This window comes from Aeromicrobium sp. Root344 (assembly GCF_001425755.1).
Lineage (GTDB): Bacteria > Actinomycetota > Actinomycetes > Propionibacteriales > Nocardioidaceae > Aeromicrobium.
Window position 1 is genome coordinate 322,839 of sequence record NZ_LMDH01000001.1, and the last position, 25,502, is coordinate 348,340.

Genomic DNA, 25,502 nt, shown 5'->3' on the forward strand with positions numbered 1-25,502 from the left:
AAGTACGGCAATGGGTCTTGTGGCGTGCAACACATGGAGATACCGTGCTCTAAACCGAATTCACCTCATCTTGGTTAGGCCGTTTCCATGGACATGCGCGATCACGACTCCTTCTTCATCGACGGCGACTGGCGCCGGGCCCAGGGCACCGACGTCCTCGACGTCGTCTCCCCTCGCTCCGAGGAGCGGATCGGCCGGGTCCCCGCCGCAGCGCGCGCCGACATCGACGCCGCCGTCGACGCCGCCCGCCGGGCGTTCGACTCCGGTCCGTGGTCGCGTATGACGCCCGCCGAGCGCGCGACGTATCTCGAGGCGCTCGCGAGCGGGCTCGAGTCGCGGACCAAGGAGCTGTCCGAGCTCATCACCGAGGAATCCGGCTGCACCCTGTTCCTGTCGCAGGTCTACCAGGCCGTCGCGCCGGTCATGAGCTTCAACTACAACGCCGAGCTCGGTCGCTCGCTGCAGATGGCGGAGGTACGCGTGAGCGACCTCTCCCCCCTGGCCGGCAAGTCCGAGGGCGGCAGCATCATCCCCATGGCCGGCAAGAGCCTCGTGCTCCGTGAGGCTGTCGGCGTCGTCGCCTCGTTCCCGGCCTACAACTTCGCACTCGCCGCGATCGGCCAGAAGGTCGCCCCCGCCCTGATCGCCGGCTGCACCGTGGTCATCAAGGTGACCGAGCCCAACCCGCTCGCCAGCTACGTCATCGGCGAGGTGTGCCGCGAGATCGGCCTGCCCGCCGGCGTCGTCAACATCGTCGCGGCCCGTGCGGACGAGTCGGCGTACCTCGTCGCCCACCCCGGCGTCGACATGGTGAGCTTCACCGGCTCGGCGGCGGTCGGCAGCAAGATCGCCGCGATGTGCGGTGAGCTGATCAAGCCGTGCGTGCTGGAGCTGGGCGGCAAGTCCGCCGCGATCGTCCTCGAGGACGCCAAGCTCGAGGACGTCCTGCCGATCCTCGTCGGCTCCAGCGTCGGCGTGAACGCCGGACAGAACTGCGCCGCCCAGACCCGCCTCGTCGTGCCGGCGTCGCAGTACGGCGCGTACGCCGACGCGCTCGCCGACGCGTTCTCGTCGCTCAAGGTCGGTGACCCCATGGAGCTCGACACCGTCGTCAGCCCGCTCATCACCGCCGCGCACCGCGATCGCGTCGAGACGTACGTCGCCGGTGCGATCGCCGAGGGCGCGACGGTCAAGGTCGGCGGCCGCCGGCCCGCACACCTCGACCGCGGCTGGTACTACGAGCCGACGCTGCTCACCGACGCCACGAACCAGATGACCGCGTCGCGCGAGGAGATCTTCGGCCCCGTCGTGTCGCTCATCGCGCACCAGGGCGAAGACGATGCCGTCTCGATCGCCAACGACAGCGAGTACGGCCTCGCCGGCTCGGTCTTCACCGCCGACACCGCGCACGGCTTCGACGTCGCACGCCGCGTGCGCGCCGGGACGTACTCGGTCAACACCATGGCGGCCGACCTCGGCTCGCCGTTCGGTGGCTTCAAGCACTCCGGCATCGGCCGCGAGCACGGTGTGACGGCGGTGCAGGAGTACCTGACGTCGCGGACGATCTCGATCGACCCGAGCCAGGAGCTCCCGGCTTCGGTCGTGGCCGGCGTCCCGGCGGGCACCGGACCGGGCACGATCGCCTGACCCGCTCTAGGCGAGCGGCGTGAGCAACGGGGCGCCGGGCACGTAGACCAGCACGTCGAACAGCTCGACCAGCGCACGGCGGTCGCCGGTGGTCGTCACGCGCCCGTCCTTGATCGCCTGCGACGGCGTCAGGACGCGCCGAGCGACGTCGTAGAACGACTCCAGGTCGCTCATGACGGTGACCACCGGATCGATCGGCGCAGGCCCTGACTGCGCGATGAACCGTCCGTCGCGCAGTCGCAGGTGGAACACCTCGTCGCCGACGTGGAACTCGTACGCGTCGCGGCGCGCCGGATCGAGCAGCTTCTGCTGCGTGCCAGCGAGGGCCATCCCGACGAGGTCCGCGCGCGCCGTCTGCGGGTCGATGCGCTCGTCGACTGGCAGGTCGAGCCCCCACAGTCCGAGCGCGACCATGGGTCCGCGCAGCCGTTCGCCCCGCTCGGTCAGCTCGTAGACCTGGACCGAGGCCGGCGCCGGGAGCGTCGTGCGGCGCACGACGTCGACCTCCTCGAGACCCTTGAGCCGGTCGGAGAGCCGGTTGCTGCCCACGCCGGTCAGTGCGTCGCGGAGGTTCTTGAACCGCTTGGGCCCGAGCAGCAGCTCGCGGACGATCAGCATGCTCCAGCGCTCGCCGAGGACGTCGAGGGAGCGGGCGATCGAGCACATCTGCCCGTATGTCTTGGTCACCATCGTCCGATCATATCTCATTGACATACGTTTTGCTTCCTGTCACTATACAAAATGTAATCGCATTCGGCGGTCGCACATGAGTTGAGGAGCAAGGCGATGCCATCCGTACTGGTCACCGGCGCTGGACGAGGAATCGGGCTGGCGATCACCCAGCACATGAGCGAATGCGGTTGGGACGTCTACGCCACCGCGCGTTCCGACGCCGACCTCGAACGACTCGATCGCCTCGACCGGGTGCACGCAGTCCCGCTCGAGATCACCGATCGCGCGTCGGTCGCCGGCCTGGCCGCGCACCTCCCGGTCACCCTCAACGGCGTCGTCAACAGCGCCGGGATCATCGTGAACGGCCCGGTCGAGTCGTTGTCTCTCGACGACCTGTCGCGGCAGCTCGACGTCAACGTCACCGCCCAGATCGGCGTGACGCAGGCCGTGCTGCCGCGCATCCGTGCCTCCCGCGGGCGGATCGTCTTCATGTCGTCGGTCAGCGGCCTGATCACCCTGCCGGGCAGCGGTGCCTACAGCGCGTCCAAGTACGCCCTGGAGTCGCTCGCCGACGCGCTGCGCATCGAGCTGCGGCCATGGCACATCCCGGTCTCTCTCGTCGAGCCTGGACCGACGCGCACCGACATGTGGGGCGACGCCCTCGTCGACCACGACCGCATGGCCGCCAAGCTGTCGGAGCACCACCGCGAGCTGTACGCCTCGCAGCTCGCCGGCAACCGCAAGCTCATCCCGCTGTTCCAGAAGGTCGCGGGAGACCCCAAGAAGGTCGTCAACGCCGTCGATCGCGCGCTGACGTCGAGGCGCCCGAAGCGCCGCTACATGACGGACAACCTGAGCCGCGTGCAGAAGCGATTCCTCGCCATGTCGCCGACCGCGGTCAACGACGCCGTGTTCGCATCACTGAGCACGGCCAAGGTCTGATGAGCCACATCGACGCAAGCCGGCGCCGGTTGCAGTGGGCCGTCGCCGTCATGGGGGCGGTCCCCACGGTGAGCGCGGTCGGCGAGATCACCCGCGGCGCCCAAGGCGTACCGGGTGGTTCGCCTGAGGTGACGCCCACAGTGGACAGCTCATTGCGCTACGCCAACGTGTTCAAGCTCGCCTGGGGCGTGACCGTCTGGTCGCAGCTGCACCGGGTCGAGCGGTCGCCAGCTCTGACCGGGTCGCTCGCGACGCTGTTCGTCGGCGGTCTCGCGCGGCTCAGGTCGTGGCGGCAGAGCGGGCGACCGCACCCGGTCTCGATCGTCGCAGTCGCCCTCGAGCTGGTCGCTCCCCCGGCCCTGCTCGCCTGGCAGCGGCGCGTCGCCTCACGCTCGACCCCCTAGGCTCGGTGGCATGGCCACAGTCATCCTGGTGCGGCACGGGCGTACGACCGCGAACGCCAGCGGCGTGCTGGCCGGCCGCACCGCCGGCGTCGAGCTCGACACGGTCGGCGTCGACCAGTCCGTACGCACTGGTGAGCGCCTGAGCACGTTGCCGCTGGTCGCGGTCGTCTCCAGCCCGTTGGAGCGGTGCCGGCAGACGGCGGACGCGATCGTGAAGGCTCAGGCGGGCTCCCCCACCGAGTCGGTCGACGACGCGATCACCGAGTGCGACTACGGCGAGTGGCAGGGCCGGCCGCTGGCGGAGCTGGCCAAGGAAGACCTCTGGTCGGTCGTGCAGACCCAGCCCTCGGCCGCGGTGTTCCCCGGCGGCGAGTCGCTCGGAGCGATGCAGTCGCGCGCCGTCGCCGCGATCCGCCGGCACGACGCGGCGATCGAGTCCGAGTACGGCCCGGGTGCGGTCTGGGCAGCGGTGAGCCACGGCGACATCATCAAGTCGATCCTGGCCGACGCGCTGGGCATGCACCTCGACCTGTTCCAGCGACTCAACGTCAACCCGGCGTCAGTGTCGGTCGTACGCTTCGGCACCGCCCGTCCTGACGTGGTGACGGTCAACTCCGACAGCGGCGACCTCGCGTGGCTCGCCGCGAAGCCGGCCCCGGACGATGCCGCAGTCGGTGGCGGAGCAGGCCCTGAGGACTCACCTCGGGCTCGCTCCTAACATTGGCTACATGCCACCCATCGTCCACGGATTCGACTGGCCCGATCGGTTCGTGATCGGGACCGTCGGCCAACCCGGGTCGCGTACGTTCTACATGCAGGCCCGCACGGGATCCCGGATGGTCAGCGTCTCGCTCGAGAAGGACCAGTCCGCGGCCCTCGCCGAACGCATCGAGGAGGTCCTCGACGAGCTCATGGAGACGGACGGCAACCCCTACAGCGTGCCGGCGCTGACGCCCGAGGGCCTCGTCGACAACGAGCCGCTGGAGCAGCCGGTCGAGGAGCAGTTCAGGGCCGGCGTCATGAGCCTCGGCTGGGACCCCACGACGGCGCAGATCGTCATCGAGGCATTCCCGATCATCGAGGTCGACGTCGACGAGCTCGAGGACGTCGAGGTCATCGAGGTCGAGCCCGAGGAAGCGTTCCTCGTACGCATTCCGGTCGGCACGGCGCGCGCGTTCGCCAAGCGGACCCGGGAGGTCGTCGGCGCCGGCCGGCCGATCTGCCCGTTGTGCCGCCTGCCCATGGACTCCGACGACCACATCTGCGAGCTGCCCGACGGGTTCCGGTGACGATCGCCGCCGAGCTCGTCGAGGGCGACCTCGAGCTGTCGAGCCGGATCCTGTCGGCGTCGAACGCCACGTTCCTCGCGCACATCGGCGAGGTCAGCGTCGTCTACAAGCCCATCTCTGGCGAGCGGCCGCTGTGGGACTTCCCCGACGGCAACCTCGCTCACCGCGAGGTCGCGGCGTACGCGGTCTCCGAGGCGTTCGGCTGGAACATCGCGCCGCCGACCTGGCTTCGCGACGGCCCGCTCGGCCCCGGGATGGTGCAGCTGTGGCAGGACACCGACCCGGCCCAAGAGGCCGTCACACTCGTCGCGACCAACGGCATGCCCGACGAGGGCTGGTGCCACGTGTTCGACGGGCTCGACGAGCGCGACCGGCCGGTGTCGCTGATCCACGAGGACTCCGCCGCGCTGCGTCGCATGGCGGTGTTCGACATCGTCGTCAACAACGCCGACCGCAAGGGTGGCCACGTCCTCGAGATGGCCGGCGGCCACCGGCACGGCGTCGACCACGGCCTCACGTTCCACACCGACCACAAGCTGCGCACGGTGCTGTGGGGCTGGCTGGGCCAGGACCTCACGGCAGAGGAGCTCGACGGCGTCACGCGCGTACGCTCAGCGCTGACCGGCGAGCTCGGCGAGACGCTCGCCGAGCTCCTCACCGACACCGAGGTCGCGGTGCTCGCCGGCCGCTGCGACGCCCTGCTCCGCCGGCGCCAGTTCCCCGCGCCCCGCGGCGACATGCCCGCGATCCCCTGGCCCCCGTTCTGACGCGAGCTCCTCGATCAGGGCACGCGATCGTGCCGGGTGGCACATCAGCGAGCCGCTTCCCAGGTGAACCCGTCCGGGTCGGTGAACGATCCGGCGTCGCCGCCGATCGCGAACCGGTGCGATCCTGAGCCGGCAGCCGGCACGCCGGCGTCCTTGGCCAGGGCAGCGCGCCCGTAGAGCGCGAGCTTGATGGGGGCGGTCTCGAGCTCGACGTACTTGCTGCCATAGCTCTTGCCGACGCTCAGGCCCTTGTCGACGTAGAACTGCTTGGTCGCCTTGACGTCGTCGACGCCGAGCAGGAGCACGACGTCGTCGATGTCCCGCGTGGCCGGGCCGGTGTCCTTCTTGGACGACGACGCGATCTTCCAGATCGTGCCGTCAGGCGCCTGGACGACGCCGCCGTAGCCCCAGAACGACTTGGCGGCGGGCTTCAGCACCGTGGCGCCAGCCGCGACGGCGGCATCCACCAGGGCGTTGCAGTTCGCGGGCTGGGACACCAGCAGGGACATCGTGAATCCCCGGAACCCGTCGGTCGGCGCGTCCGAGGCGCGGAGGCGCACCCTGGAGCCGAGCCCGAAGGCGGCGTCGTAGAACGTGGCGGCGGCCGTGGGATCGGCCACCTCGAGCGTGATGTTGTCGATGGTTGTCATGCGTTTCACGCTAGGTGCGTCCGTACGCCGGGCGCTTCTCGATTCCTGATCGTCTGCGACTCAGGGCGACCCTCAGGGTGAGCTCAGGGGTGGGTGGGGGCTGCGGCTCGCGGTTTCCCCGATGTGCCGGAGGTCCTCTCGCGGCGACAGTTGTCCCCATGATCACAGTCGATTCGCTCACCAAGACGTACGGCGGCTTCACGGCCGTCGACGATGTCACGTTCACCGCCCGGCCCGGCCGGGTCACCGGCTTCCTCGGCCCCAACGGCGCCGGCAAGTCCACCACGATGCGCGTCATGGTCGGGCTCACGCCCGCCACGTCCGGCGGCGTCACGGTCTGCGGCCGCCAGTTCCGCGACCTGCCCAACCCGGGCCTCGAGGTCGGCGTCCTCCTCGATGCGTCGGCCCAGCACGCCGGCCGTACGGGCCGCGAGATCCTCACCGTCGCACAGCGCACGATGGGGCTGCCCAAGTCGCGCGTCGACGAGATGATCGACCTGGTCAGCCTCACGTCGAGCGAGGCCGACCGCCGGGTCCGCGACTACTCCCTCGGCATGCGCCAGCGCCTCGGCATCGCCACCGCGCTGCTCGGGCAGCCCGAGGTCCTGATCCTCGACGAGCCGGCCAACGGTCTCGACCCGGCCGGCATCCGCTGGATGCGCGACCTGCTGCGCGGCTACGCCAACCAGGGCGCGACCGTCCTGCTGTCGTCCCACCTGCTGCACGAGATCGAGGTGATCGCCGACGACCTCGTCGTGATCGGCAACGGCCGCATCGTGGCCCAGGGCGCCAAGTCCGACCTGCTCGCCACCGCGGGCACCCTCGTACGTACGCCCGACGTCACGGCACTCGCGCACGCGTTGACCGTCAGCGGCGTGGCGTTCACCAAGAGCGCCGCGACCGGCGGCGACGACGTCCTCCGAGTCGAGGCCGACACCGACGTCGTCGGCCGCGTCGCACTCGAGGCACGCGTCCTGCTGCTCGAGCTGCGCCCCGCCGAGGGCGCCGGCCTCGAGGAGATGTTCCTCGAGCTCACCTCAGACACCCAGCGCGAGACCGTCATCGAAGGAGCAGCAGCATGAGCACGATCACCGCCGACACCCCCGGCACCGCAACCGTCACCCGGGTCGAACGGCGTGAGCCGGCACCGATCCCGTTCACCCGACTGCTCTCCGTCGAGCTCCGCAAGAGCTTCGACACGCGAGCCGGGTTCTGGCTGATGGCCAGCATCGGCATCGCCTCCCTGCTGGCCACCGGCGCCGTCCTGCTGTGGGCCCCGGACTCCGAGCTCACCTATTCCACGTTCGCCACCGCGATCGGCTTCCCGATGGCGATCATCCTGCCGATGGTCGCGGTGCTGTCGGTGACCAGCGAGTGGAGCCAGCGCAGCGGGCTCACGTCGTTCACGCTCGTACCGAACCGCAGCAAGGTCATCGCCGCCAAGGCCGGCGTCACGGTCGGCATCAGCGTCGTGTCGATGCTGCTCGCCATGGCGATCGGCGTGGTCGGCACCCTTGTCGGCTCGGCCATCCTCGGCATCAGCCCGGTGTGGGACGCCGGGTTCGTCGACCTGGCGAACATCGTCCTCGCCCAGGTCCTGGGGATGCTCGTCGGCTTCATGCTCGGTGTCGTGATCCGCAGCTCGTCCGCGGCGATCGTCGCCTACTTCGTCTACTCGTTCGCGCTGACCGCGATCACCGAGGTCCTGGCCGCGACCCAGGACTGGTTCGCCAACCTGCAGCCGTGGGTCGACTTCAACTACGCCCAAGGCGCCCTGTTCAACGGGTCGCTGAACGGCGAGCAGTGGGCCAACCTCGCCGTCACCGGTGTCGTATGGCTGGTCGCGCCCCTGACGTTCGGCCTGTGGTCGTTGATGCGGTCCGAGGTCAAGTAGCCCACGACGAGAAGAGCCCCTGACCAGCCAGGTCAGGGGTTCTTCGTCGTACGCCCTCAGGACCCGGCGCCGGCCGGGATGTAGATCTTCACGCCCGGTTCGCCCACGTTGACGTCGAGGACCGCATGGTGCGACTTCGCGCCGAGCGGTGCCTGGTTGGCGACCAGGATGCGGTTGCCGACAAATGTCGCGTTGGACGGGCCGTCGAACGGCATCGCCGATCCGTTGTCGCCGAGCAGCGGGAGCTTGGGGAACCGCTCGATCTCCTTGCCCTGGGCGTCGAGCACGACAAGCTGCTGCATGAGGCCGGCGTTGCCGACGTAGATGCGCCCGGACTTGGCGAAGCTGAACCCGTCCGGCAGCTCGGCGAGGCGACTCGTCCAGACCTTCGTGAGCGTCCCCGGCCGACCCGTGCTGGTGATCGGCAGCTTGTAGAGCTTGCCGGCCCCGACACTCAGCTCACCCAGCCCGAGCGACGTCTGCTGCATGACGTACAGGGCGTTGCGCTGTGGGGACAGGGCGATGCCGGCCGTGCCGAACTCCACGCCGTCGAGCCGTCTGTCGGTGAACCACGGCTTGGGCGTCCCGCCGCCCGGCGGCACGCGCCAGATGACCGCCTGCGCGAAGTCCGTGACGTACAGCTCGCCCTTGGGTCCCCACACCGAGTAGTTGGGGATGCCCGCGTGGTCGACCAGGTTGGGGCTGCACGCGACGCCTGCCGCAGCCCCGGAGCACAGCGGCAGGTCCGGGAGCGTGGCGTACGTCGTGAACTTCCCGGTGCCGAGGTCGAGGCGCAGGATGCGGGAGGTCGACTTCTCCAGGAGGATCAGGCGGCCCTTCGCATCGCTGATCGACACCTGCACCCCGTGGGCTGCGGCGAGGTCCTGCCCCGGCACGGTCCAGGTGCGCAGCAGCGTGCCGCCGGCTGACCACTCGAACACCTTCGAGCGCAGCGTGTCGCCGAGCAGGTTGGAGTAGGTCCCGGCGTAGACCCGGCCGTTCGGATGGGCGTAGACGTTGGCCGGGAAGCCCGGGCTGCCGACCGTGGCGAAGACCCGGGTGTCCCAGCGGGGCCGTGGGGTCTCCGCCGAGACCTGTGGTGCCGCGATCGTCAGGGCCGTCAACGCAGCCGTGACTGCGATCAGGAGGCGGTGTCTGAGCGCCGACATCTAGAGCAGCTCCAGGACTTCGTGCGAGGCGCGTTCGCCGGCGCGTACTGCTCCGTCCATGAAGCCGGCCCAGTACGTCGACGTCTCCGTGCCGGCCCAGTGCACCCGCTTGAACGGCGTACGGATCGTGTCGCCGTATGCCGTCAGTGCACCCGGCACCTGCACGGCCACGGGGCCGCCGGTCGTCCACTGCTCGTGCGTCCAGTCGTGCTCGGTGTACTCGATCGGGTTGAGCGCCTCGGGACCCAGCAGCTTGGCGAAGCCCTCGAGCACCGCCTTGCGCCGCTCGGCCAGCGACTGGTTGCCGTGCGTGTTCCAGTTGGAGCCGCCGACGAACGCCAGCAGCACACCGACCGACGCATCGGCCGGGCTGTTGTCGAAGCAGACGCGGACGGCACCGCTGTCGGACAGCCCGAAGCCGGACAGGCCCTTGTCGCGCCAGAACGGCTTGGCGTAGACCGCGTCGCACTTCATCAGCGCCCCCATCGGCATCCGCTGGAGGAGCTGCCGGCGGCGCGGCGGGAGCTGCGGTGACCACTCGATGCCCAGGACCAGCGGCGGCGGGCACGCGACGATGACTCGCTTGGCGCGCACCGTGCCCCGGTCGCTGGTGACGGTGACATGGTCGGCGCTCTGCTTGATCTTGCGCACCGGGGCGTTGAGCGCGACGGCGTTGCCGAGCTTGGCGGCGAGCCGCAACGGGACGATCTGGCTGCCGAGCACGAAGCGGGAGTCCTGCGCGCCGTTCGCGGTGTCCGACGAGCGCTCGAACGTGCCGACGTTGGTCTCGTTGCCCGCGCCGGCGATGTACCAGAGGAAGAACAGCATCGACACGTCGAGGCCGTCTGACCCGAACGTCGGCTGCAGATAGCTGAGGAACAGGGTGCGGACCTGCGGCAGCAGCGAGTTCTGTCGCAGCCAGGTGTCGACCGAGATGCTGTCGAGGTTGTGCGCGTCCTTGCGGGTCCACGGCGCGTCGATCGGGGTCTCCGAGGCCATCTTGTCGATGCGCGCCTGCAGGATCGCGGCGTCGGCCAGGACCAGCGGGTCCGGCGGCACCGTGCCGGTGAACTTCTGCGGCGGCTGGCCGTTGGCGGAGTAGACGTTCTTGCCGGCGACGTACTCCTTGAACGTCGCCGCGCCGAGCTCCTTGGCCAGTCCGAGGATGTGGTCCTGCGTCGGGCCGACGAACGCGCCACCGGCCTCGATCACGGAGCCGCCCGACAGCGTGTGGTTGAGGATGCGGCCGCCGACGCGGTTGCGCGCCTCGAGCACCAGCACCGACTTGCCGGCGGCGCGCACCTTGCGGGCCGCGACCAGGCCTGACAGGCCGCCGCCGACCACCACGACGTCGACGGACGTGGGCAGCGTGCCCGTGGTCGTCGCCGCCTCCGCCGACGACCCGAGCTTGATGCCCGACGCGGCGAGCACCCCGCCGATCGTCAGGCCACGGAGCACCGTGCGCCGGCTGGGCGCGCCGCTTGCAGTAGTGATGTCGTCAGTCATGCGGTGGACCTGTCTGCTCGGGAGTGAAAGGGGAGGTCAGCTGGTGGCGAGCTCGCCGTGCGTGAGCTCGAGCGCTGCGGCGAGGTCGAACGTGCCGTGGTCGCTGCCGAGCCCGCCGGCGACGAGGCCGGCCGTGGCGCAGCCGAGAGTCGCCGCCTCGGCGGGCGTAGACCCGAGGGACAGCGCGCGGAGGAAGCCTGCGGAGAACGCGTCACCGCAACCCGTGGTGTCGACGACCTCGACGGCGAATGCCGGGACCCGGGTCTCTGAGGACGCGTCGACGACGAGGGCGCCGTCGGCCCCGGCCGTCACCGCGACGCAGCCCGCGCCCAGCTCGACCAGCTTGCGGCAGCCGTCGCCGAGGTCGGTGGTCTCGGTGAACCCGAGCACCTGCTCGTCGTTGGGCAGCACGTAGTCGAGGTGTGGCAGCGCGGGCGCGATCCAGTCGAGCATGCCCGGCTCACCGGGAGCCAGGAAGTCCGCCGAGGTGACGACCCCGTGCTCCTGGGCGAACGCCAGGATCTTGGCCGCCGCTTCGCCGCCCATGAACTCGGGGCCGCCGAGGTGCAGGTGCGTCGCGGCCGCGATCTCGTCCCACGGCGCGTCGTCAGGGCCGTACGTGCCGTTGGCCCCGATCACGTGGAACGCCGGGCGTGACCCGTCGGGGCGGATCGGCAGGACGCTGGACGAGGTCTGCTCACCCTCACGGCGTACGAGCAACGAGGTGTCGACGCCGTCGCGCTGCAGCAACGTCAGCAGCAGGTCGCCGATGGGGTCGGTGCCGATGGCACCGGCGCTGCGGACCGTGGCGCCGAGCTTGGCCAGCGTGAGTGCCGTGCCGCCGGCCGATCCCGCCGCCGTCATCTTGATCTGCTCGACGAGCTGGCCTCCCTGCCCCTCGGGGATCTCCTCGACGGGGCGGACGAGCACGTCGAGGACGTGCACGCCCATCGCGATCACGGTCATGTCGTTGGTCATGCGGTGTCCTCATGGTTGTCGTTGGCGGGTCGACTGCTGCCGTATCCGCGTTGCACGGCGACCTCGATCACGGCGGCCTGCGCCTCGGCGTCGAGAGCTCGTGGAGTGCCGATCGCGGCGGCCCGCCAATAGACGGTGCACGCCCACTCGAGCAGCTGCGCCAGCTCGACCGCCTTGTCGAGATCGCCGCCGTACGTGACGGCGCCGTGGTTGGCCATCAACGCGGCGGTACGCCCTTGGAGTGCGGCGTGCACGTTGGCCGCGAGCTCGGGCGTGCCGAACGTCGCATAAGGGGCGACGCGGACCTCGCCGCCAAGCAGCAGCATCTGGTAGTGGACGCAGGGCAGCACGTCGACGACGCACCCGACAGCCGTGGCCATCGGGGCGTGCGTGTGGACCACGGAGCCGGCGGCGAAGTCTCGGTAGACCCCGAGGTGGAGCTCGAGCTCCGACGTCGGCGCCAGCTCGCCGAGCACGACTCGCCCGGTCAGGTCGACGACCGAGACCTGCTCGGCCGTCATCGTCTCGAAGGCCGCCCCGGTCGCGGTGATCGCGACGAGGTCGTCGACCCGCGCGCTGACGTTGCCCGCGGTGCCGATCACGAGTCCGTCCGCGGCCAGCCGGCGGCACGCGGCGGCGATCGCGCCGCGCTGCTCGTCCAGCTCCGGGGTGCTGTGCATCCGTGTAAGATACATGAAGATGAATTCACGTTCACTACTTTGCGTTCGGAGATGTCGATGAGTGCTCCCGTGGCCGACCTGGGCTGGCAGTCGCGTCTGCGCAACGCCCCGCAGCAGCCGCGCAGCCAAGCCAAGATCGAGCTGGCCGTCGACGCCGCCGACCGGCTCCTGGCACGCGGCGGCGCGAATGCCGTGACGACGACGCGGGTCGCAGCCGAGGCCGGCATCGCGGTCGGCACGATCTATCGCTACTTCCCCGACAAGGAAGCACTGTTCGACGCCCTGGCAGCCCGCTGCCTCGCGAGGTTCGAGTCGCTGATGGACCGCCTCGTCGAGCAGTCACGCACCGAGAAGTGGGCCGACCCGGTCGGCGTGCTCTTCGACGTCCACACCGACCTCTACCGGACCGACGCCGGGCTCCGGGCGATCTGGTTCGGCGGACTGCTGTCGGAGAACCTGCGCGAGGCGGATCGTGCGCACAAGCGCGTCATGGCCCAAGGGCTGCGCCACATCCTGATCTCGCAGGACATCGCCGGCGACGCCCCCGAGCTGGCCACGGTGTGCCACGCGGCGATGCTGGCCTCCGACGCGATCACGCAGGAAGCGTTCCGCAACAGCGACTCCGGCGACACGGCGCTGATGGCCGAGGCCAAGACGATGCTGCGCAGCTACGTCGCCAGCATCAACGAGCGATTCACTCCGGCCTGAGCTCGCCCAGCACGGCTTCGATGGTCTCGACCACGAGCCGGTGGTCCTCGAGCTGAGGCAGCCCGGAGACCGCGATGCTGCCGACGCATCCCGTGCCGCGTACGAGCGCAGGGAATGCTCCCCCATGCGCTGCATAGACCTGGGTGTCGAGCCGCGAGTCCTCGTCGAACGAACCGCCGTTGACCCGGAACTCCTCGCCCACACGCAGCGACGAGCGGCCATAGCGGTCGACGACAGCGCTCTTGCGGGCGAGCCAGCCGTCATTGTCGGCCGACGCTCCGGGCAGGGCGGCGTGGAAGAGCTCCTGGCCGTTGCGCCGGATCGAGATCGCGATCGGCCGGCCGGCAGCGAGGCCGGCTTCGCGCAGGGCGACGCCGAGCTGCCAGGCGACCTGCTCGTCGAACCGGTCGAAGACCAGTCGCGACTCCTGCGCCTCGAGCTCGTCGAGCAGCTCGCGGCCGGTCACGCGCCCGCTCCCGGACGTACGGTCGTGCCGCTCCGGGCACTGAGGCGGGCGGCCCCCAGCACGTCGGCCGTCGCCACGGCGTCGGCGGCCTCGACGGGCGGCGGGCCCTCACCGCGTACGGCCCTGGCGAACGCCGGGTAGTAGGTGTCCCATGCGCCACGCTCGAGCGTGATCGGCGTGGAGCCGTCGGCGGTGAAGACCCGGTCGAGGTCCGAAGGTGCCTCGGCGCCCCAGGCATCGCTCGTCGCCGGGCTCGCGCCGACGACGAGGTCGGCCTCCTGCGTGTCGCCCGTCGTGATGACGACCGACGCCGACGAGCCTGTGACCCGCAGGCGCGGACCGGAGGCGTACTGGGTCCAACTGCCCCACAGGTGCGACACGGCGCCGTTGGCGTGGCGCAGCGCGACGAAGACGTCGTCGTCGAGGCCGTTGTCACGGGTCCGCGACTCGGCGTAGACCGACTCCACGGGGCCGAGCAGGACGAGCGCCTGGTCGACGAGGTGGGCGCCGAAGTCGAGCAGCGTGCCACCGCCCGACACACCCGGCCCGTTCTCCGGGGCGTACCGCTCGAACCTCGACTCGAACCTGAGCACCTCGCCGAGCGTCCCGTCGTCGACCAGCGCCCGGACGGTGAGGAAGTCGGAGTCCCACCGGCGGTTCTGGTACGGGCTCAGCGTGACGCCACGCTCGGCGGCGAGCTCGACCGAGCGGCGCGCAGCCGACGGGTCCAGCGCGAAGGGCTTGTCGCAGACCACGGACAGGCCGAGCGCGATCGCCTCGTCCGTGAGGTCGGAGTGCGTACCGGCAGGCGTCGAGATGCTGACCGCCTCGGCACCCGACGCGGCGAGGTCCGCAAGGGTGTCGAACACCGCGAGTCCCGGATGATCCTCGGCCACGAGGGCGCGGCGTTCGGCTGACGCCGTGACGACGCCGACGAACTCGCAGCCCGCCGCCGACGCGATCAGCGGGGCGTGGAAGTAGCGCCCACCGAATCCGTAGCCGACCAGACCGATCTTGACCGGGTCCATGCGATCACCGCTCCTTGCCTCGACGCCATGTCAGGACAAGTGAAGCAGCACGCCGTCCGGCCAGGCGAACCAGTCGCGACAGCGCAGGTCAGGAGCGCAAGATCTTGTCCATCGATTTGCCCTTGGCCAGCTCGTCCACGAGCTTGTCGAGGTAGCGAATCTTCTGCATCAACGGGTCGTCGATCTGCTCGACGCGGACCCCGCACACGACGCCGGTGATCAGCGACGCGTCCGGGTTGAGCCGGGCGTCCGCGAAGAAGTCCTCGAATGTCGTACCGGCGTCGAGGTGGCTCGCCAGCTGGGCCTCGTCGAAGCCCGTCAGCCACGCAATCACCTGGTCGAGCTCGGCCTTCGTACGCCCCTTCTTCTCGACCTTCGCCACGTAGAGCGGGTAGACCGACGCGAAGCTGACCGTGAAGATGCGGCTCATGGCTGGAGGCTACTTCACCGTCGTGGCTCGCCGGGCTCATGGCATGATGCCGGTCAGGCACGACGCCTGACCGGCAGTCATGGCCGGGGAAACGGAGTCCCATGGGCATCAACCAGCGCTCCCAGGTCGAGATGACGGCCGAGGAGATCGCCGACTTCATCCCGTCGCGACGTACGGCGACCCTGGTCACCCTCGGGCGTACCGGTCACCCCCACGCCGTCGCGATGTGGTTCGCCGTCATCGACGGGGTGATCTGGTTCGAGACCAAGGCCAAGGCGCAGAAGGCCGTCAACATCCGGCGTGACCCACGGGCGACTGTGCTCGTCGAGGACGGCCTCACATACGACACGCTGCGGGGCGTCTCGCTCGAAGGGCGCTGCACGATCGTCGACGATCCCGACGCGCTCTGGGCGGTCGGCGTCGACGTGTGGGAGCGCTACAACGGGCCCTACACCGAGGAGATGAAGCCGCTCGTCGAGCTCATGCTGCACAAGCGGGTCGCGGTGCGCTTCGACCCTGAGCGCACCCGGTCGTGGGACCACCGCAAGCTCGGCCTCGACCCCATCCCGCTGGGCGGCACGACGGCACCGGGGACGGAGCACTGAGATGGGCCGCTTCTCGATGCCGGACGAGCGCCCTGACGGCCTCGACTCCCCCGCGACGGCCAAGCTGATCAAGTACGGCTCCAAGGCGCAGGTGCTGGCGTTCAGGCTGACGAACGGCTGGCTGGGGTCGAAATGGCGGGTCGGCTCGGGGTTCCGCAAGCCCGTGAGCATCCTGCTGCTCGAGCACGTGGGCCGGAAGTCCGGCAAGCAGTTCACCGCACCGCTGCTCTACCTCGAGAACGGGCCCGACCTCGTCATCGTCGCGTCGCAGGGCGGGCTGCCGAAGAATCCCCAGTGGTACGCCAACCTGCTCGCGCACCCGGAGACGCAGGTCAGGCTGCCGAGGCAGAAGGCGCGCCCGGTGCGGGCCCGCGTCGCGTCCGCCGAGGAGCGGGCCGAGCTGTGGCCACGCCTGCTCGACCTCTACGCCGACTTCGCGAAGTACGACGAGTGGACCGAGCGCGAGATCCCCGTCGTCGTGCTGGAACCGCGCTAGCCGAGAGGCTCGATGACGCCCAGGCGCTCCAGCAGGAACAGGAAGGCTGCCGCAAACGGGTTGTCCGCCGTGACCGCACGGACCTCGTCCCAGTCGACCTGCTCGCGCACGGCCCGAGCCACCGGCAGCTGACGCCCGAAGTCGCACGCGTGCTCCTCCAAGGCATTGAGCTTCTGGCCGATCAGCTCGGTCGCCGAGAGGACCGGCATCGCCACCGACTCGACCTCGATCTCCTCGACCTCGGCGAGAGCCTCCCGCGTCACCGGCACACCGTTGGTCTGGAAGAGCACGTCGACCATGCAGGTGTCGACGTAGACCTTGAACAACCAGTCCTCCGGCGGGTCCACGACATCGAGCCCGCGCTCGGCCAGCATCGCGGCAGCCTTGGGTGCGTCGTCCTCGGCGACGACGAAGTCGACGTCGTGGTCGGGCTCCGGGCCGCCGCGCGCCCACACGGCATAGCCGCCGGCCAGAGCGAAGGGGATGCCGCTCTCCTTCAGGCTGACCGCGACCACCTTCAGCGCTTCTCGCAGGTCCGGGCCCGGGTCGTTGTCGTCTGTCACGCCGGGGGTGTACCCGTCTGGCGACGTGTCATGTCCCTCTCGTCGGGTACGTCCCCCACGATGCGACTGGCCACCTTCAACATCCTCAACGGGCGTACGGCGTCGGACGATCAGGTCGAGCTCGGGACCTTCCGGGATGCCGTGGCATCGCTTGACGCCGATGTCCTCGCGCTGCAGGAGGTCGACCGCAACCAGCCGCGGTCCGGCCACACCGACCTCACTGCCGCTGCAGCCGATGCCATGGGCGCCGTCGACCATCGCTTCGTCGCCGCGCTGAACGGCAGCCCCGGTGCCACCTGGATCGCTGCGACCGGACGTGAGCAGCCCGACTCCGCGGCGTACGGGATCGCCCTGCTGAGCCGCTACCCCGTCGCCGCGTGGGAGGTCATCCGGCTCCCCACGCTGCACACCCGCGTGCCCATGTGGTTCCGCGGCAGCCGGCTGCCGACGTTCGTGCGGGACGAGCCGCGGGTCGCGGTCGCCGCCGTGATCGAGGCGCCCGACGGTCCACTGACGGTGGCGAACACCCACCTGTCGTTCGTGCCATGGTGGGGTGGCCGGCAGCTGCGGGCCCTCGTCAAGTCGCTCGACCGCTTCGGGCACAACCTGGTGCTGATGGGCGACCTCAACATGTCGCTCGACCGCGCGGCTGCCATCACCGGTATGCGGGGCTTGGTCGCCGCCCCGACCTTCCCGGCCGACTCGCCGCGCGAGCAGCTCGACCACATCCTGGCTCGTGATGACTGGGCGACGGTGTCAGGCGAGGCACGCCGCCTGCCGATCTCGGACCACCGCGCCCTGGTCGTCGACGTGACCTGACATCGTTACGCTCATCCCGCCTCCGCAAGGAGGTCAGACGATGGGAGCGACCATGCCCGTACTCGGAATCGGCGGAATCCTCTTCCGCGCCCAGGACCCGGAGGCACTTGGTGCCTGGTATCGCGAGCACCTCGGCGTCGGCGCCGGCCTCGCGGCACCCGACACCGGCGAGCCCGAGGAATGGATGTGGAAGGCGCAAGGAGGACCGCTCGCGTTCGCCCCCTTCGATGCGGACACCGACTACTGGGGCGCGAACAAGCAGGTCATGCTCAACTTCCGGGTCAGCGATCTCGATGAGCTGCTCCAGACCTTGAGGACCGCCGGCGTCGACGTGACGACACGGCCCGACTGGGACTCCCCCGAGACCGGGCGCTTCGCCCGGGTCCACGATCCTGAGGGCAACCCGATCGAGCTTTGGCAACCGCCCGAAGCCTGACGCTCAGCCCTCGTTGAGGGACACGGCGCGGCGTACGAGCTCGATGAACGCGTCGCCGTCGAGTTCGTCGGACTCGTGGATGTCGATCGCCCGGCGGGTCCCGGCATCGAGGCTCGCGTTGAACAACCCGGCAGGGTCCTCCAACGACGCGCCTTTGGCGAAGGTGACCTTGACCTTGTCCTTGTAGGTCTCGACGGTGCAGATCAGGCCCGACCGCGAGAACGTCGGCACGCCGTCAGGGTTCGAGGCCTTGCGCCACTTGGCCTCCTCGTCGACGCCAGGAGCCGCCTCGTTGATGAAGCCCCGGATCGAGTCGACGGTCTCGCTGCGCCAGTCATTCGCCATGACGGTGACTGTAGCGAAGGACCCGTCAGGAATCAGCCGCCGAGCTGCTGGACCGACTCGGTCAACGCGTCGGCCTGGGCCTGCAGGTGCTCCTCATCCGCTTGGTCGCCGAGACGCCCCTCGAGCTCGGTCCGGGAGATCACCTCGAACGCACCGCGGTAGTCCTCGCTGTCCCTCTGGGCCGGCTCGATCACCTCGACCTGGCCCCCGACGAGTCCGAGGAACGCCTCGGCGTCGCCCGCCGCCAGGAGCGTACGGAGATGATCGGCAGTGATGGTCTGTGGTTCCGTCATGCACAGGGTGTGCCCGCTGGTGCCGGGCGCAATCGTTCATACCAGGAGGGCTCCGACGCCGGAGGTGCGCCGGTGTGCCACCTCGGTTCCACGCGTACGCCCCCTCCGTACGGGTCAGCGCACCGGTCAGAACGGGCTATGTTCGCCCTCGTGGCAAGGAATTACCGTCGAGTCATCCATCTCGAGGAGAGACATGACGAAACATCGCTGGGCTCCGGCCGCCGCACTGGCCGCGGTCACCCTCTCGCTGAGCGCCACCGCAGCCACGGCTGATGTCGCGCCACAACCCACCGCCGCCTTCGCGGGCCACCTCGTTGCCGGCCCCGGCGCGACGACCGTCAAGATCAGCTACAGCTGCACCACGAGTGCCGACGCACCGATCTCGCACCTGTACGTGGGCGTCAAGCAGGGCCCTCACGTCAACACCGAGGAGGGGTCGACCAGCGCGTCGGCCGACACGTTCTACAGCACGAACTGGAAGTCGGACAAAGGTCCGAATGCGTTGCGCTGTGACGGCGCACGCCACACCCAGACCCTCGTGCTCAAGCCGCAGCCGGGCTTCCATGCCGCTGTGCCCCGGCTCCACAAGGGCATGGCGCTGGTGCAGGTCTGCGTGTTCGACAACGCCACCGAGTTCGGCGAGGAAGGACCTGCCGACGGCGGGTTCGCGTTCTCGTACACCATGGAACGGGTCCGCAGCGGCCGGTGACTCACGGTCATATGCGAAACGGCTGGAACCAGATCTCCTCTGGTTCCAGCCGTTTCCTTGGTAGCGGGGACAGGATTTGAGCCTGCGACCTCTGGGCAATGGGCCCAGCGAGCTACAGCGCAGTCATTCGCGGCGGTATGACGTGCACCCGACCTCAGCAGTGGCGCCTATTTGATCTCGATGGAAACAGCGGACTCTGCGCTCTCGATCCGCGCCATGATCTCGCGCAGAGCGTTGATCTCCTTACGGAGAGCCTTCTTGCCCTGGGCGGTGATTGCGACCCAAGTACGAGGACGGCCCCCACGGGCTTCGCGGGTGAGCTTGACAAGTCCGGCTTCTTGAAGCACCGCTAGATGCCGCCCGAGGTTCCCGTCCGTGAGCGCCAGCTCGCGCTTCAGGAGTGCGAAGTCGGCTCGGCTGAGGCCGAGGAGTGAGGCCAGGATTCCGAGCCGTACGCGCTGGTGGACGTCGTCGTCGAGCTCGTGGATCGGGTGGTCGGTCATCGGCCTGCTCTCATAGTTCAGCGCTTTCCGTTCGAAGCGTGCCACAGGAGGATCCCGATTGCCGCGAGTTGCAGGGAGACGGCGTGCCGACACACACCGCCTAAGGCGCGTCCCACGCCCACCTCAAGGGTCACGGCGTACCAGGATTGAGGTCGAGACCAGGACGCACGAAGGTGACCTCCCATGCCACAAATGACGAAGACCCGGACCTGTTGGTCCGGGCCTTCCTTGGTAGCGGGGACAGATCAGTTCATCCGAACCGTCCTCGACGCTGGAAGCCTTCTGAGCGTGACGTTGATGGTTGCGGTGGCAGGTGCCACCCCGGTCACAGCGTATTGGGCACGACCGACAATGCTTTCCCACGCGTATCAACAGGAGTCTCCACGGACATCTGGCGACGGAAGATGGCGCTGTCCGATTCCACTTCAGCGCGCTGCCAGATCTGAGCACACTGCGCACACACGATCGTCACCCGCGGTCAGCTTCGCATCCCATGCGACGAGCCAGTCAGAGGACCATCGTCCGCACAGGGTCCGCACTTTGGCGTGATGACGCAGATGTATGTCTCTCGAGGACATCGGCCGAAGATCCTGCGATCGCGGGGTGACAATCTGAAACTGACTCACCGGTTCCTCCAGACTGTGACGGCGCTCGGGTCAGGCGGTCGTCGATTCCCCCGGCGCCAAAGCAATGACCCGCTGCGCGACACCGCGCGTCTCGGCGACGGCTTTCATGCTCGCCGTCGTCTGGGTGAAGTGCCCCCATGAGTCCGCGTGCACCGGGATGATGGTGGCGCCGGCAAGAACCTCGGTCGCGTCAGCCGCCGTCTCGTCGCTGAAGGTGATGTAGTGATCGCCGAGCATCTCGACGAACTTCGGTCCCCCCACGTTGAGCAGGGCGATCTCGATGTTCGGGAACCGATCCGAGACTTCACGAACGATGTCGACATCTGAGTTGTCGCCCGAGAAGTAGATGGTCTTCTCTCCGGGAGACTCAATGACGAACCCGATCACCGGGCCGATCGCCTGCCAGATGCCCTCCGGTCCGTGGTGCGCCGGCACCGCGGTGAAGGTCACGACCTGCCCGGTCGCGGACGTCACCTGACGCACGTCCCAGTCGACGAGCGCCTCGGCACCCGGCACGATGTCCGCCACCACGTCGGTGGTGAACACGTGCTGGATGCCCGCGCAGAACTCTCGACCGGAGAGGTCGAGGTTGTCGAAGTGCTCGTGGGACGCCAGCACGACGTCGATCGTCCCTAGCTCCTCGGGCTGCATCGCTGGCGACTCGGTTTTGACGATGGTGAAGCCCTCGTATCCCGTCAGGTCCGAGCCGTAGGCCTGAGGTTCGTCGAAGGTGGGGTCAGTGAGAATCCTGAGGCCGGCGTACTCGATCAGTGCCGTCGGCCCACCGATCAAGGTGATCGGGACCTCAGGTGCGGTGGTGGTTGTAGTCATGGATCCGCCGCCGGGAACGTGTGACTCGGTGACGTCCACGACACCGTGGATCACGTGGGTGACATTGCCGTCGCTGTCGAAGACCGGCTGGTTGACTGGCTTGAAGTACCGCGCCTGGAAAACGCCGCTCCCATCGGCGATGTCATAGCGCGTCACCGGCATCTCATGGCCGGCGCGCTCGTCGATGACCCGCTGCAACGCAGCCTCCATCGCCTGGCGACCTGCCCCCTCGGGGGCATCCGGATTGTCGGGAAAGACGTCGAACTGGTTGCGGCCGATGACCTCTTGTCGCGTCAACGTGTCGCCCAGTGTCGCGTCGGTGACGGCCACGATGTTCCAGTCCAAGTCGTAGACCAGGTAGTTCGCAGGGACCGCATTGAAGATCTGCTCAAAATCCACGTCACTCATGTCTACCTCCGGTATTCAGTGCTTGATGGTGCCGACTTGACCACGGTGCCCAGCACAGAACAGTGCGAAGGTCGCACCGAATCCGGGCAGGGTCCGAAGGTCATACGAGGTCCTTGGCCGGGCCTACGCGCTCCTCGATGTTCTTCATCGCCGGTGCAAGCCATTCGCGCGCCGTGTCCAGTGGACCGGCCACCTGGGGGTCACTCAGCCGCTCGCGCAGACCTCTCGCGGGGTTGAGTCGCGTCCGGCCGGACCAGGACCGGACGTCGGCGACCTCGCTGCGGCGCTGCGCACTCACGAGGTAGTCGCGGGTGAAGGACAGCAGGTCGTCGACGTCACCTGTGTAGACGACGGGAAGAGCCAGGTGCTCCTTGGTGGCGTCGTCCTCGACATTGGCCTCGACCACGGCCAGGATCGCGGCGCTCCAGCAGGCGAATCCCGGAGTGACGTATTGCAATGTGATCCGGTCAGGCTCGAACACGCGTCGCACGTCGAGCGTACGAAGGCCCGATGCCGTGCAGTCGACAAACACCTGGTCCGTCGGCAGGTCGATGCTGCCATCGACCAGGTCGACCCTGCCGTCGCGCACGCGGCGCACACGGCCGGCTCGCACGACGTTCGCGATGGTCCGCAAGCCCTCGACCTCGGTCTCGCTGATGGTGGCGCCGCGGAAGGCAGTCGGCACGACATCGCGATCCAGACGGAGAAAGATCCCCATCTCTTCCAGCTTGAGCGCCATCTCGGTGCCCGTCCGGGAGACTGCGGCAGCCTCGAGCCATGCGGCGTTGAATCGCGCGCGAGACTCCGCCAGGTCGAGGGGCTGGGTCCAGGCTCGATTGATTGACCAGACGTCCCTGGACCTGATCCAGGTGATGGAGTCCTGGTCGACGCCGTTCTCCAGCAGCCACGTGCAGGTGTCCATCGCTGTCTTGCCCGCACCGAGGACAGTGAATCCCGCCGGCGAGGTCCGCAGCTTGACCAAATCGTTGGGCGGAATGACCACTGCCCCGGGGTCGATGTCGAACGCCGGCTCGTGGGTGGAGGGGATCGTAGGCTCGATATAGGTCGCGTCGACGACCTTGCGACGAACGATGATCTCCACCTCTTCCCCGTCCAGCGACGAGGTCACCACGTGCTCGCCGGCCTCCGTCAACCGGTACTCGCTCATGGGCAGGAACCTGACCTGACCGGACGGCAAGAGCACCCGATCCATGACTTCGGCGAAGTAGCTGCAGATCTGGGCCGCCGACGACAGCTCGTACATCCCGGCGTTGTTGCCCAGCGCGTCAATCCGGTCCGCACCCAGATCCGTCGAGGACACGCCGTAACACGCGGCCGGCTGGTGCAACCGAACGAAAGGGTAGGCGTCGTGCCAGTGTCCACCCGGGCGGTGACGGCGGTCGACCATGATGACGTCCGCGGATGACTGCTCGATGAGCGCATCCACGAATGCCATCCCAGACGCGCCGGCGCCCACCACGAGATAGTCGGTTTCCAGCTTCATACTTTTCTGTCCCTACAGGAGATGTCGTTGTGAAAGGTGATCGGGCTAGAGGCCCAGGTCGCGGCCGATCAGTTCCTTCATGATCTCGTTCGAGCCCGCCCAGATTCGGGTCACTCGGGCGTCACGCCAGGCGCGGGCGACGCGGTACTCGTTCATGAAGCCATAGCCGCCGTGCAGCTGGACGCAGTGGTCCAGAACCTCCGACTGCGTCTGCGAGGTCCACCACTTCGCCTTGGCGGCGTCGATGGCGTTGAGCTCTCCCTCGGAATGCGCTCGCACGCACTGGTCGACAAACGCCTGAGCAACGTCGACCTGCGTGAACAACTGGGCAAGCAGGAACTTGTTGTGCTGGAAGGACCCCACGGATTGACCGAACGCCTTGCGCTCCTTGGTGTACTCGAGTGTCTCGAGCAGGATCTGCTTGGCGTGTGCCAGGTTGCCGACGGCCGAGCCCAGCCGCTCCTGCGGCAGGTGCTGCATCATGTGGATGAACCCACCGTCCACCTCGCCGATGACCTCATCGTCGGTGAGCCGCACATTCTCGAAGAACAGCTCAGCCGTGTCGGACTCGACCTGTCCGACCTTGTCGAGCTTGCGCCCACGGGAGAAGCCCTCCGCGCCGGCCTCGACAGCGAACAAGGTGATCCCACGCGCCTTCTTCTCCGGCGACGTTCGAGCCGCGACCACGATCAGATCGGCGGAGTAGCCGTTCGTGATGAACGTCTTCGAACCGTTCAGGACCCACGAGTCGCCGTCGCGGACAGCGGTCGTCTTCAAGGCTGCAAGGTCCGAGCCTCCACTCGGCTCTGTCATGCCGATGGCGCACCAGATCTCGCCGGACACCACCCCAGGCAGCCACCGCTTCCGCTGGGTGTCGGTCAACAGCGCAACAAGATAGGGCGCAACAGTGTCGGCGTGGATTCCCCAGCAGCTGTGCAGGGCTGCGTTGACCGCTGAGAACTCCTCGCCGACGACCGCGGTGAACCGGTAGTCGTCGACCCCGGCCCCGCCGAACTCCTCAGGGAGCTGCAGACCCAACAGGCCCTGGGCACCTGCTTCGAGCCACAGCTCACGCGGAAAGGCGTGGTCCTCGATGTACTGGTCGATGTTCGGGATGACCGATCGCTCCAGGAAGCCTCGCACGGACTTCCGGAAGTCCTCGTGGTCCTCGTTGTAGATGTCGCGCTTCATCTCTCGGCGGCCTCTCGTGCGTTCATGACTGGTGGCCGAGCGACTTCGTGGTTCGGGCGCACCGATGATTGACTGATGATCCACTTGGATCGGACGCACGCTCTACGGGGATTGCGCGAACTTTGCGGTTGCCGGTTCTCGTTATCGCCAAGCCGCGCCGGAACATGCGCCCGGGCCGCGCCGAAATCCGACTCAGCCCGATAGCGTCCGGATCCGGAATCGCGGCGTATGTAAGCATGGCCTGCATCCAACTCCTCTCCAGATGGTCGACATGGTCTACGTTTCAGCACCCGTCAGGCGCCAACAGATCGTCGCCGCAGCTCGGCGCGTCATGGCCCGAGACGGCGTGGCCGACGCGTCGTTGCGGTCCCTGGCAGCCGAGGCCGAGGTGCCGCTCGGCACGATGCAGCACGCCTTCAAGTCCAAGCGTGAGCTGCTGCAGGCCGTCGTCGACGACGTCAACGATGAGATCGCCGACGTCCTCGGCACCTCGACCACGAGCGACGGCGGCCTCGAGGAGGTCATCCGGCGCAATCTGACAACGTTCTGGTCGAGGCTGGTGACGGGTCACTCGGAGCTGCAGCTCATGCAGTACGAGCTCACGACGCATGCCTTGCGCTCAGCTGGACACGAGCGCCTGGCCAACTGGCAGTACCGGCGCTACAGCGAGAGCGTGGCTGACTGGTGCGAGGATGCGGCCGCACGGGCCGGCGAACAGTGCGCGGTCCCCTTCGAGCAGCTCGCGCGCCTCATCGTCGCGGGGCTGGATGGGCTGATCCTGCAACACCTGTGCGATCCCGACGACCGCAGATCCGCACAAGACCTCGAGGCGCTCATCACCATGGTCGTCTCCCTGGCGGACATCCAGCCGCCGCCCTCTGCCTGACAACCGCGCGGCGGCTTCGGCGCGTCCGTCCCCTTGCCACCGGGTGGACCGTCACGT

At 68.5% G+C, this 25,502-nt stretch carries 31 protein-coding genes; 15 read left to right on the forward strand and 16 right to left on the reverse strand.

The features are described 5' to 3' along the window. The first annotated feature begins 87 nt into the window (after positions 1–87). The gene (locus ASC61_RS01585; protein ID WP_056208400.1) at positions 88–1,647 is read left to right on the forward strand and encodes an aldehyde dehydrogenase; all 1,560 of its coding nucleotides are present in this window, start codon (positions 88–90) and stop codon (positions 1,645–1,647) included. Between the two features lie 6 nt (positions 1,648–1,653). On the opposite strand, the gene ASC61_RS01590 is transcribed toward ASC61_RS01585, so the two are convergent. Next, a complete protein-coding gene (locus tag ASC61_RS01590) occupies positions 1,654–2,337 on the reverse strand; it encodes a winged helix-turn-helix transcriptional regulator (RefSeq protein WP_056208405.1) in 684 nt (227 codons plus the stop codon). 96 nt (positions 2,338–2,433) lie between these two features. On the opposite strand from ASC61_RS01590, the gene ASC61_RS01595 reads away from it, so the two are divergent. From ASC61_RS01595 to ASC61_RS01615, 5 genes are read left to right on the forward strand one after another with little or no spacing between them, the layout of a single operon-like run. Continuing rightward, positions 2,434–3,261 (forward strand): SDR family NAD(P)-dependent oxidoreductase, encoded by an 828-nt coding sequence (locus ASC61_RS01595; protein WP_056208408.1) that lies wholly within the window; start codon positions 2,434–2,436, stop codon positions 3,259–3,261. Further along, positions 3,261–3,665 (forward strand): DUF4345 domain-containing protein, encoded by a 405-nt coding sequence (locus tag ASC61_RS19235; protein WP_082530385.1) that lies wholly within the window; start codon positions 3,261–3,263, stop codon positions 3,663–3,665. The genes ASC61_RS01595 and ASC61_RS19235 overlap by 1 nt, the downstream gene beginning before the upstream one ends. Before the next feature lie 10 nt (positions 3,666–3,675). Next, positions 3,676–4,383: a histidine phosphatase family protein gene (locus ASC61_RS01605; RefSeq protein WP_056208410.1), complete on the forward strand. Its 708-nt coding sequence runs from the start codon at positions 3,676–3,678 to the stop codon at positions 4,381–4,383. Between the two features lie 10 nt (positions 4,384–4,393). Further along, complete coding sequence (locus ASC61_RS01610; protein ID WP_056208412.1) at positions 4,394–4,954, forward strand: DUF3090 domain-containing protein; 561 nt, start codon at positions 4,394–4,396, stop codon at positions 4,952–4,954. Next, positions 4,951–5,721: an SCO1664 family protein gene (locus ASC61_RS01615; RefSeq protein WP_200935369.1), complete on the forward strand. Its 771-nt coding sequence runs from the start codon at positions 4,951–4,953 to the stop codon at positions 5,719–5,721. The genes ASC61_RS01610 and ASC61_RS01615 overlap by 4 nt, the downstream gene beginning before the upstream one ends. A gap of 44 nt (positions 5,722–5,765) precedes the next feature. Here the strand turns inward: ASC61_RS01615 and ASC61_RS01620 are convergent, their stop codons facing one another. After that, positions 5,766–6,371 (reverse strand): glyoxalase, encoded by a 606-nt coding sequence (locus tag ASC61_RS01620; RefSeq protein ID WP_056208415.1) that lies wholly within the window; start codon positions 6,369–6,371, stop codon positions 5,766–5,768. 158 nt (positions 6,372–6,529) lie between these two features. Between ASC61_RS01620 and ASC61_RS01625 the strand changes: the two genes are divergently transcribed. Both ASC61_RS01625 and ASC61_RS01630 read left to right on the forward strand, forming a co-directional pair. Next, on the forward strand, positions 6,530–7,453 hold the full coding sequence (locus ASC61_RS01625; protein ID WP_056208418.1) for an ABC transporter ATP-binding protein: 924 nt from the start codon (positions 6,530–6,532) through the stop codon (positions 7,451–7,453). After that, positions 7,450–8,265, forward strand: a complete 816-nt coding sequence (locus ASC61_RS01630; RefSeq protein ID WP_056208421.1) for an ABC transporter permease — start codon at positions 7,450–7,452, stop codon at positions 8,263–8,265. Before ASC61_RS01625 ends, ASC61_RS01630 begins: the two co-directional genes overlap by 4 nt. Positions 8,266–8,321: 56 nt before the next feature. Here ASC61_RS01630 and ASC61_RS01635 read toward each other — a convergent pair whose 3' ends face one another. From ASC61_RS01635 to ASC61_RS01650, 4 genes are read right to left on the reverse strand one after another with little or no spacing between them, the layout of a single operon-like run. Next, the gene (locus tag ASC61_RS01635) at positions 8,322–9,434 is read right to left on the reverse strand and encodes an SMP-30/gluconolactonase/LRE family protein (RefSeq protein WP_056208424.1); all 1,113 of its coding nucleotides are present in this window, start codon (positions 9,432–9,434) and stop codon (positions 8,322–8,324) included. After that, positions 9,435–10,940: a flavin monoamine oxidase family protein gene (locus ASC61_RS01640; RefSeq protein ID WP_082530386.1), complete on the reverse strand. Its 1,506-nt coding sequence runs from the start codon at positions 10,938–10,940 to the stop codon at positions 9,435–9,437. It abuts the gene before it with no gap. A gap of 36 nt (positions 10,941–10,976) precedes the next feature. Beyond that, on the reverse strand, positions 10,977–11,918 hold the full coding sequence (locus ASC61_RS01645; RefSeq protein WP_235503449.1) for a carbohydrate kinase family protein: 942 nt from the start codon (positions 11,916–11,918) through the stop codon (positions 10,977–10,979). Beyond that, positions 11,915–12,598: a class II aldolase/adducin family protein gene (locus tag ASC61_RS01650; protein ID WP_056208426.1), complete on the reverse strand. Its 684-nt coding sequence runs from the start codon at positions 12,596–12,598 to the stop codon at positions 11,915–11,917. Before ASC61_RS01650 ends, ASC61_RS01645 begins: the two co-directional genes overlap by 4 nt. Before the next feature lie 57 nt (positions 12,599–12,655). Between ASC61_RS01650 and ASC61_RS01655 the strand changes: the two genes are divergently transcribed. Beyond that, positions 12,656–13,306, forward strand: a complete 651-nt coding sequence (locus ASC61_RS01655) for a TetR/AcrR family transcriptional regulator (RefSeq protein WP_200935370.1) — start codon at positions 12,656–12,658, stop codon at positions 13,304–13,306. Here ASC61_RS01655 and ASC61_RS01660 read toward each other — a convergent pair. From ASC61_RS01660 to ASC61_RS01670, 3 genes are all read right to left on the reverse strand, one after another. Further along, positions 13,293–13,772 carry a heme-degrading domain-containing protein gene (locus ASC61_RS01660; protein ID WP_056208432.1) on the reverse strand — a complete coding sequence of 160 codons (480 nt, stop codon included), beginning with the start codon at positions 13,770–13,772 and terminating at the stop codon, positions 13,293–13,295. The two genes, ASC61_RS01655 and ASC61_RS01660, sit on opposite strands and share 14 nt — an antisense overlap. Next, positions 13,769–14,800, reverse strand: a complete 1,032-nt coding sequence (locus tag ASC61_RS01665) for a Gfo/Idh/MocA family protein (protein WP_056208434.1) — start codon at positions 14,798–14,800, stop codon at positions 13,769–13,771. The genes ASC61_RS01660 and ASC61_RS01665 overlap by 4 nt, the downstream gene beginning before the upstream one ends. Before the next feature lie 88 nt (positions 14,801–14,888). Beyond that, complete coding sequence (locus tag ASC61_RS01670) at positions 14,889–15,230, reverse strand: DUF2200 domain-containing protein (protein ID WP_056208437.1); 342 nt, start codon at positions 15,228–15,230, stop codon at positions 14,889–14,891. Between the two features lie 101 nt (positions 15,231–15,331). Between ASC61_RS01670 and ASC61_RS01675 the strand changes: the two genes are divergently transcribed. Together ASC61_RS01675 and ASC61_RS01680 are read left to right on the forward strand one after the other, a co-directional pair. Further along, positions 15,332–15,835, forward strand: coding sequence for a pyridoxamine 5'-phosphate oxidase family protein (locus tag ASC61_RS01675; RefSeq protein WP_056208440.1), 504 nt, complete (start codon positions 15,332–15,334; stop codon positions 15,833–15,835). Between the two features lies 1 nt (position 15,836). Then, the gene (locus ASC61_RS01680) at positions 15,837–16,331 is read left to right on the forward strand and encodes a nitroreductase family deazaflavin-dependent oxidoreductase (RefSeq protein ID WP_056208442.1); all 495 of its coding nucleotides are present in this window, start codon (positions 15,837–15,839) and stop codon (positions 16,329–16,331) included. On the opposite strand, the gene ASC61_RS01685 is transcribed toward ASC61_RS01680, so the two are convergent. Continuing rightward, positions 16,328–16,894, reverse strand: coding sequence for a hypothetical protein (locus tag ASC61_RS01685; protein WP_056208444.1), 567 nt, complete (start codon positions 16,892–16,894; stop codon positions 16,328–16,330). The two genes, ASC61_RS01680 and ASC61_RS01685, sit on opposite strands and share 4 nt — an antisense overlap. Positions 16,895–16,954: 60 nt before the next feature. On the opposite strand from ASC61_RS01685, the gene ASC61_RS01690 reads away from it, so the two are divergent. Then, positions 16,955–17,713 (forward strand): endonuclease/exonuclease/phosphatase family protein, encoded by a 759-nt coding sequence (locus tag ASC61_RS01690; RefSeq protein ID WP_056215154.1) that lies wholly within the window; start codon positions 16,955–16,957, stop codon positions 17,711–17,713. 52 nt (positions 17,714–17,765) lie between these two features. After that, positions 17,766–18,149 (forward strand): VOC family protein, encoded by a 384-nt coding sequence (locus ASC61_RS01695; protein ID WP_056215158.1) that lies wholly within the window; start codon positions 17,766–17,768, stop codon positions 18,147–18,149. Between the two features lie 3 nt (positions 18,150–18,152). Here ASC61_RS01695 and ASC61_RS01700 read toward each other — a convergent pair whose 3' ends face one another. Continuing rightward, entirely contained in the window at positions 18,153–18,494 is a 342-nt protein-coding gene (locus ASC61_RS01700; RefSeq protein WP_056208446.1) for a DUF1801 domain-containing protein, read from the reverse strand. A 32-nt stretch (positions 18,495–18,526) separates the two neighbouring features. Continuing rightward, on the reverse strand, positions 18,527–18,787 hold the full coding sequence (locus ASC61_RS01705) for a hypothetical protein (RefSeq protein WP_056208449.1): 261 nt from the start codon (positions 18,785–18,787) through the stop codon (positions 18,527–18,529). 193 nt (positions 18,788–18,980) lie between these two features. Here ASC61_RS01705 and ASC61_RS01710 point away from each other — a divergent pair, with 193 nt between their 5' ends. Further along, entirely contained in the window at positions 18,981–19,496 is a 516-nt protein-coding gene (locus tag ASC61_RS01710) for a hypothetical protein (RefSeq protein ID WP_056208452.1), read from the forward strand. Positions 19,497–19,663: 167 nt separating this feature from the next. On the opposite strand, the gene ASC61_RS01715 is transcribed toward ASC61_RS01710, so the two are convergent. The 4 genes from ASC61_RS01715 to ASC61_RS01730 form a co-directional block, all read right to left on the reverse strand. Then, on the reverse strand, positions 19,664–20,044 hold the full coding sequence (locus ASC61_RS01715; RefSeq protein ID WP_200935371.1) for a transcriptional regulator: 381 nt from the start codon (positions 20,042–20,044) through the stop codon (positions 19,664–19,666). 611 nt (positions 20,045–20,655) lie between these two features. Continuing rightward, positions 20,656–21,864 (reverse strand): MBL fold metallo-hydrolase, encoded by a 1,209-nt coding sequence (locus ASC61_RS01720; protein ID WP_082530387.1) that lies wholly within the window; start codon positions 21,862–21,864, stop codon positions 20,656–20,658. Between the two features lie 100 nt (positions 21,865–21,964). Further along, positions 21,965–23,341, reverse strand: coding sequence for an NAD(P)-binding protein (locus tag ASC61_RS01725; protein WP_162243627.1), 1,377 nt, complete (start codon positions 23,339–23,341; stop codon positions 21,965–21,967). A 72-nt stretch (positions 23,342–23,413) separates the two neighbouring features. After that, positions 23,414–24,559, reverse strand: coding sequence for an acyl-CoA dehydrogenase family protein (locus ASC61_RS01730; protein WP_056208458.1), 1,146 nt, complete (start codon positions 24,557–24,559; stop codon positions 23,414–23,416). Positions 24,560–24,830: 271 nt separating this feature from the next. Here ASC61_RS01730 and ASC61_RS01735 point away from each other — a divergent pair, with 271 nt between their 5' ends. After that, the gene (locus ASC61_RS01735; RefSeq protein WP_056215164.1) at positions 24,831–25,445 is read left to right on the forward strand and encodes a TetR/AcrR family transcriptional regulator; all 615 of its coding nucleotides are present in this window, start codon (positions 24,831–24,833) and stop codon (positions 25,443–25,445) included. Positions 25,446–25,502 lie beyond the last annotated feature (57 nt).

Coding starts and splice junctions, on each gene's coding strand:
- ASC61_RS01585 (WP_056208400.1), top strand. CDS start 88: ATGGACATGCGCGATCACGACTCCTTCTTCATCGACGGCGACTGGCGC.
- ASC61_RS01590 (WP_056208405.1), bottom strand. CDS start 2,337: ATGGTGACCAAGACATACGGGCAGATGTGCTCGATCGCCCGCTCCCTC.
- ASC61_RS01595 (WP_056208408.1), top strand. CDS start 2,434: ATGCCATCCGTACTGGTCACCGGCGCTGGACGAGGAATCGGGCTGGCG.
- ASC61_RS19235 (WP_082530385.1), top strand. CDS start 3,261: ATGAGCCACATCGACGCAAGCCGGCGCCGGTTGCAGTGGGCCGTCGCC.
- ASC61_RS01605 (WP_056208410.1), top strand. CDS start 3,676: ATGGCCACAGTCATCCTGGTGCGGCACGGGCGTACGACCGCGAACGCC.
- ASC61_RS01610 (WP_056208412.1), top strand. CDS start 4,394: ATGCCACCCATCGTCCACGGATTCGACTGGCCCGATCGGTTCGTGATC.
- ASC61_RS01620 (WP_056208415.1), bottom strand. CDS start 6,371: ATGACAACCATCGACAACATCACGCTCGAGGTGGCCGATCCCACGGCC.
- ASC61_RS01625 (WP_056208418.1), top strand. CDS start 6,530: ATGATCACAGTCGATTCGCTCACCAAGACGTACGGCGGCTTCACGGCC.
- ASC61_RS01630 (WP_056208421.1), top strand. CDS start 7,450: ATGAGCACGATCACCGCCGACACCCCCGGCACCGCAACCGTCACCCGG.
- ASC61_RS01635 (WP_056208424.1), bottom strand. CDS start 9,434: ATGTCGGCGCTCAGACACCGCCTCCTGATCGCAGTCACGGCTGCGTTG.
- ASC61_RS01640 (WP_082530386.1), bottom strand. CDS start 10,940: ATGACTGACGACATCACTACTGCAAGCGGCGCGCCCAGCCGGCGCACG.
- ASC61_RS01645 (WP_235503449.1), bottom strand. CDS start 11,918: ATGACCAACGACATGACCGTGATCGCGATGGGCGTGCACGTCCTCGAC.
- ASC61_RS01650 (WP_056208426.1), bottom strand. CDS start 12,598: ATGCACAGCACCCCGGAGCTGGACGAGCAGCGCGGCGCGATCGCCGCC.
- ASC61_RS01655 (WP_200935370.1), top strand. CDS start 12,656: ATGAGTGCTCCCGTGGCCGACCTGGGCTGGCAGTCGCGTCTGCGCAAC.
- ASC61_RS01665 (WP_056208434.1), bottom strand. CDS start 14,800: ATGGACCCGGTCAAGATCGGTCTGGTCGGCTACGGATTCGGTGGGCGC.
- ASC61_RS01670 (WP_056208437.1), bottom strand. CDS start 15,230: ATGAGCCGCATCTTCACGGTCAGCTTCGCGTCGGTCTACCCGCTCTAC.
- ASC61_RS01675 (WP_056208440.1), top strand. CDS start 15,332: ATGGGCATCAACCAGCGCTCCCAGGTCGAGATGACGGCCGAGGAGATC.
- ASC61_RS01680 (WP_056208442.1), top strand. CDS start 15,837: ATGGGCCGCTTCTCGATGCCGGACGAGCGCCCTGACGGCCTCGACTCC.
- ASC61_RS01690 (WP_056215154.1), top strand. CDS start 16,955: ATGCGACTGGCCACCTTCAACATCCTCAACGGGCGTACGGCGTCGGAC.
- ASC61_RS01695 (WP_056215158.1), top strand. CDS start 17,766: ATGCCCGTACTCGGAATCGGCGGAATCCTCTTCCGCGCCCAGGACCCG.
- ASC61_RS01700 (WP_056208446.1), bottom strand. CDS start 18,494: ATGGCGAATGACTGGCGCAGCGAGACCGTCGACTCGATCCGGGGCTTC.
- ASC61_RS01705 (WP_056208449.1), bottom strand. CDS start 18,787: ATGACGGAACCACAGACCATCACTGCCGATCATCTCCGTACGCTCCTG.
- ASC61_RS01710 (WP_056208452.1), top strand. CDS start 18,981: ATGACGAAACATCGCTGGGCTCCGGCCGCCGCACTGGCCGCGGTCACC.
- ASC61_RS01720 (WP_082530387.1), bottom strand. CDS start 21,864: ATGAGTGACGTGGATTTTGAGCAGATCTTCAATGCGGTCCCTGCGAAC.
- ASC61_RS01730 (WP_056208458.1), bottom strand. CDS start 24,559: ATGAAGCGCGACATCTACAACGAGGACCACGAGGACTTCCGGAAGTCC.
- ASC61_RS01735 (WP_056215164.1), top strand. CDS start 24,831: ATGGTCTACGTTTCAGCACCCGTCAGGCGCCAACAGATCGTCGCCGCA.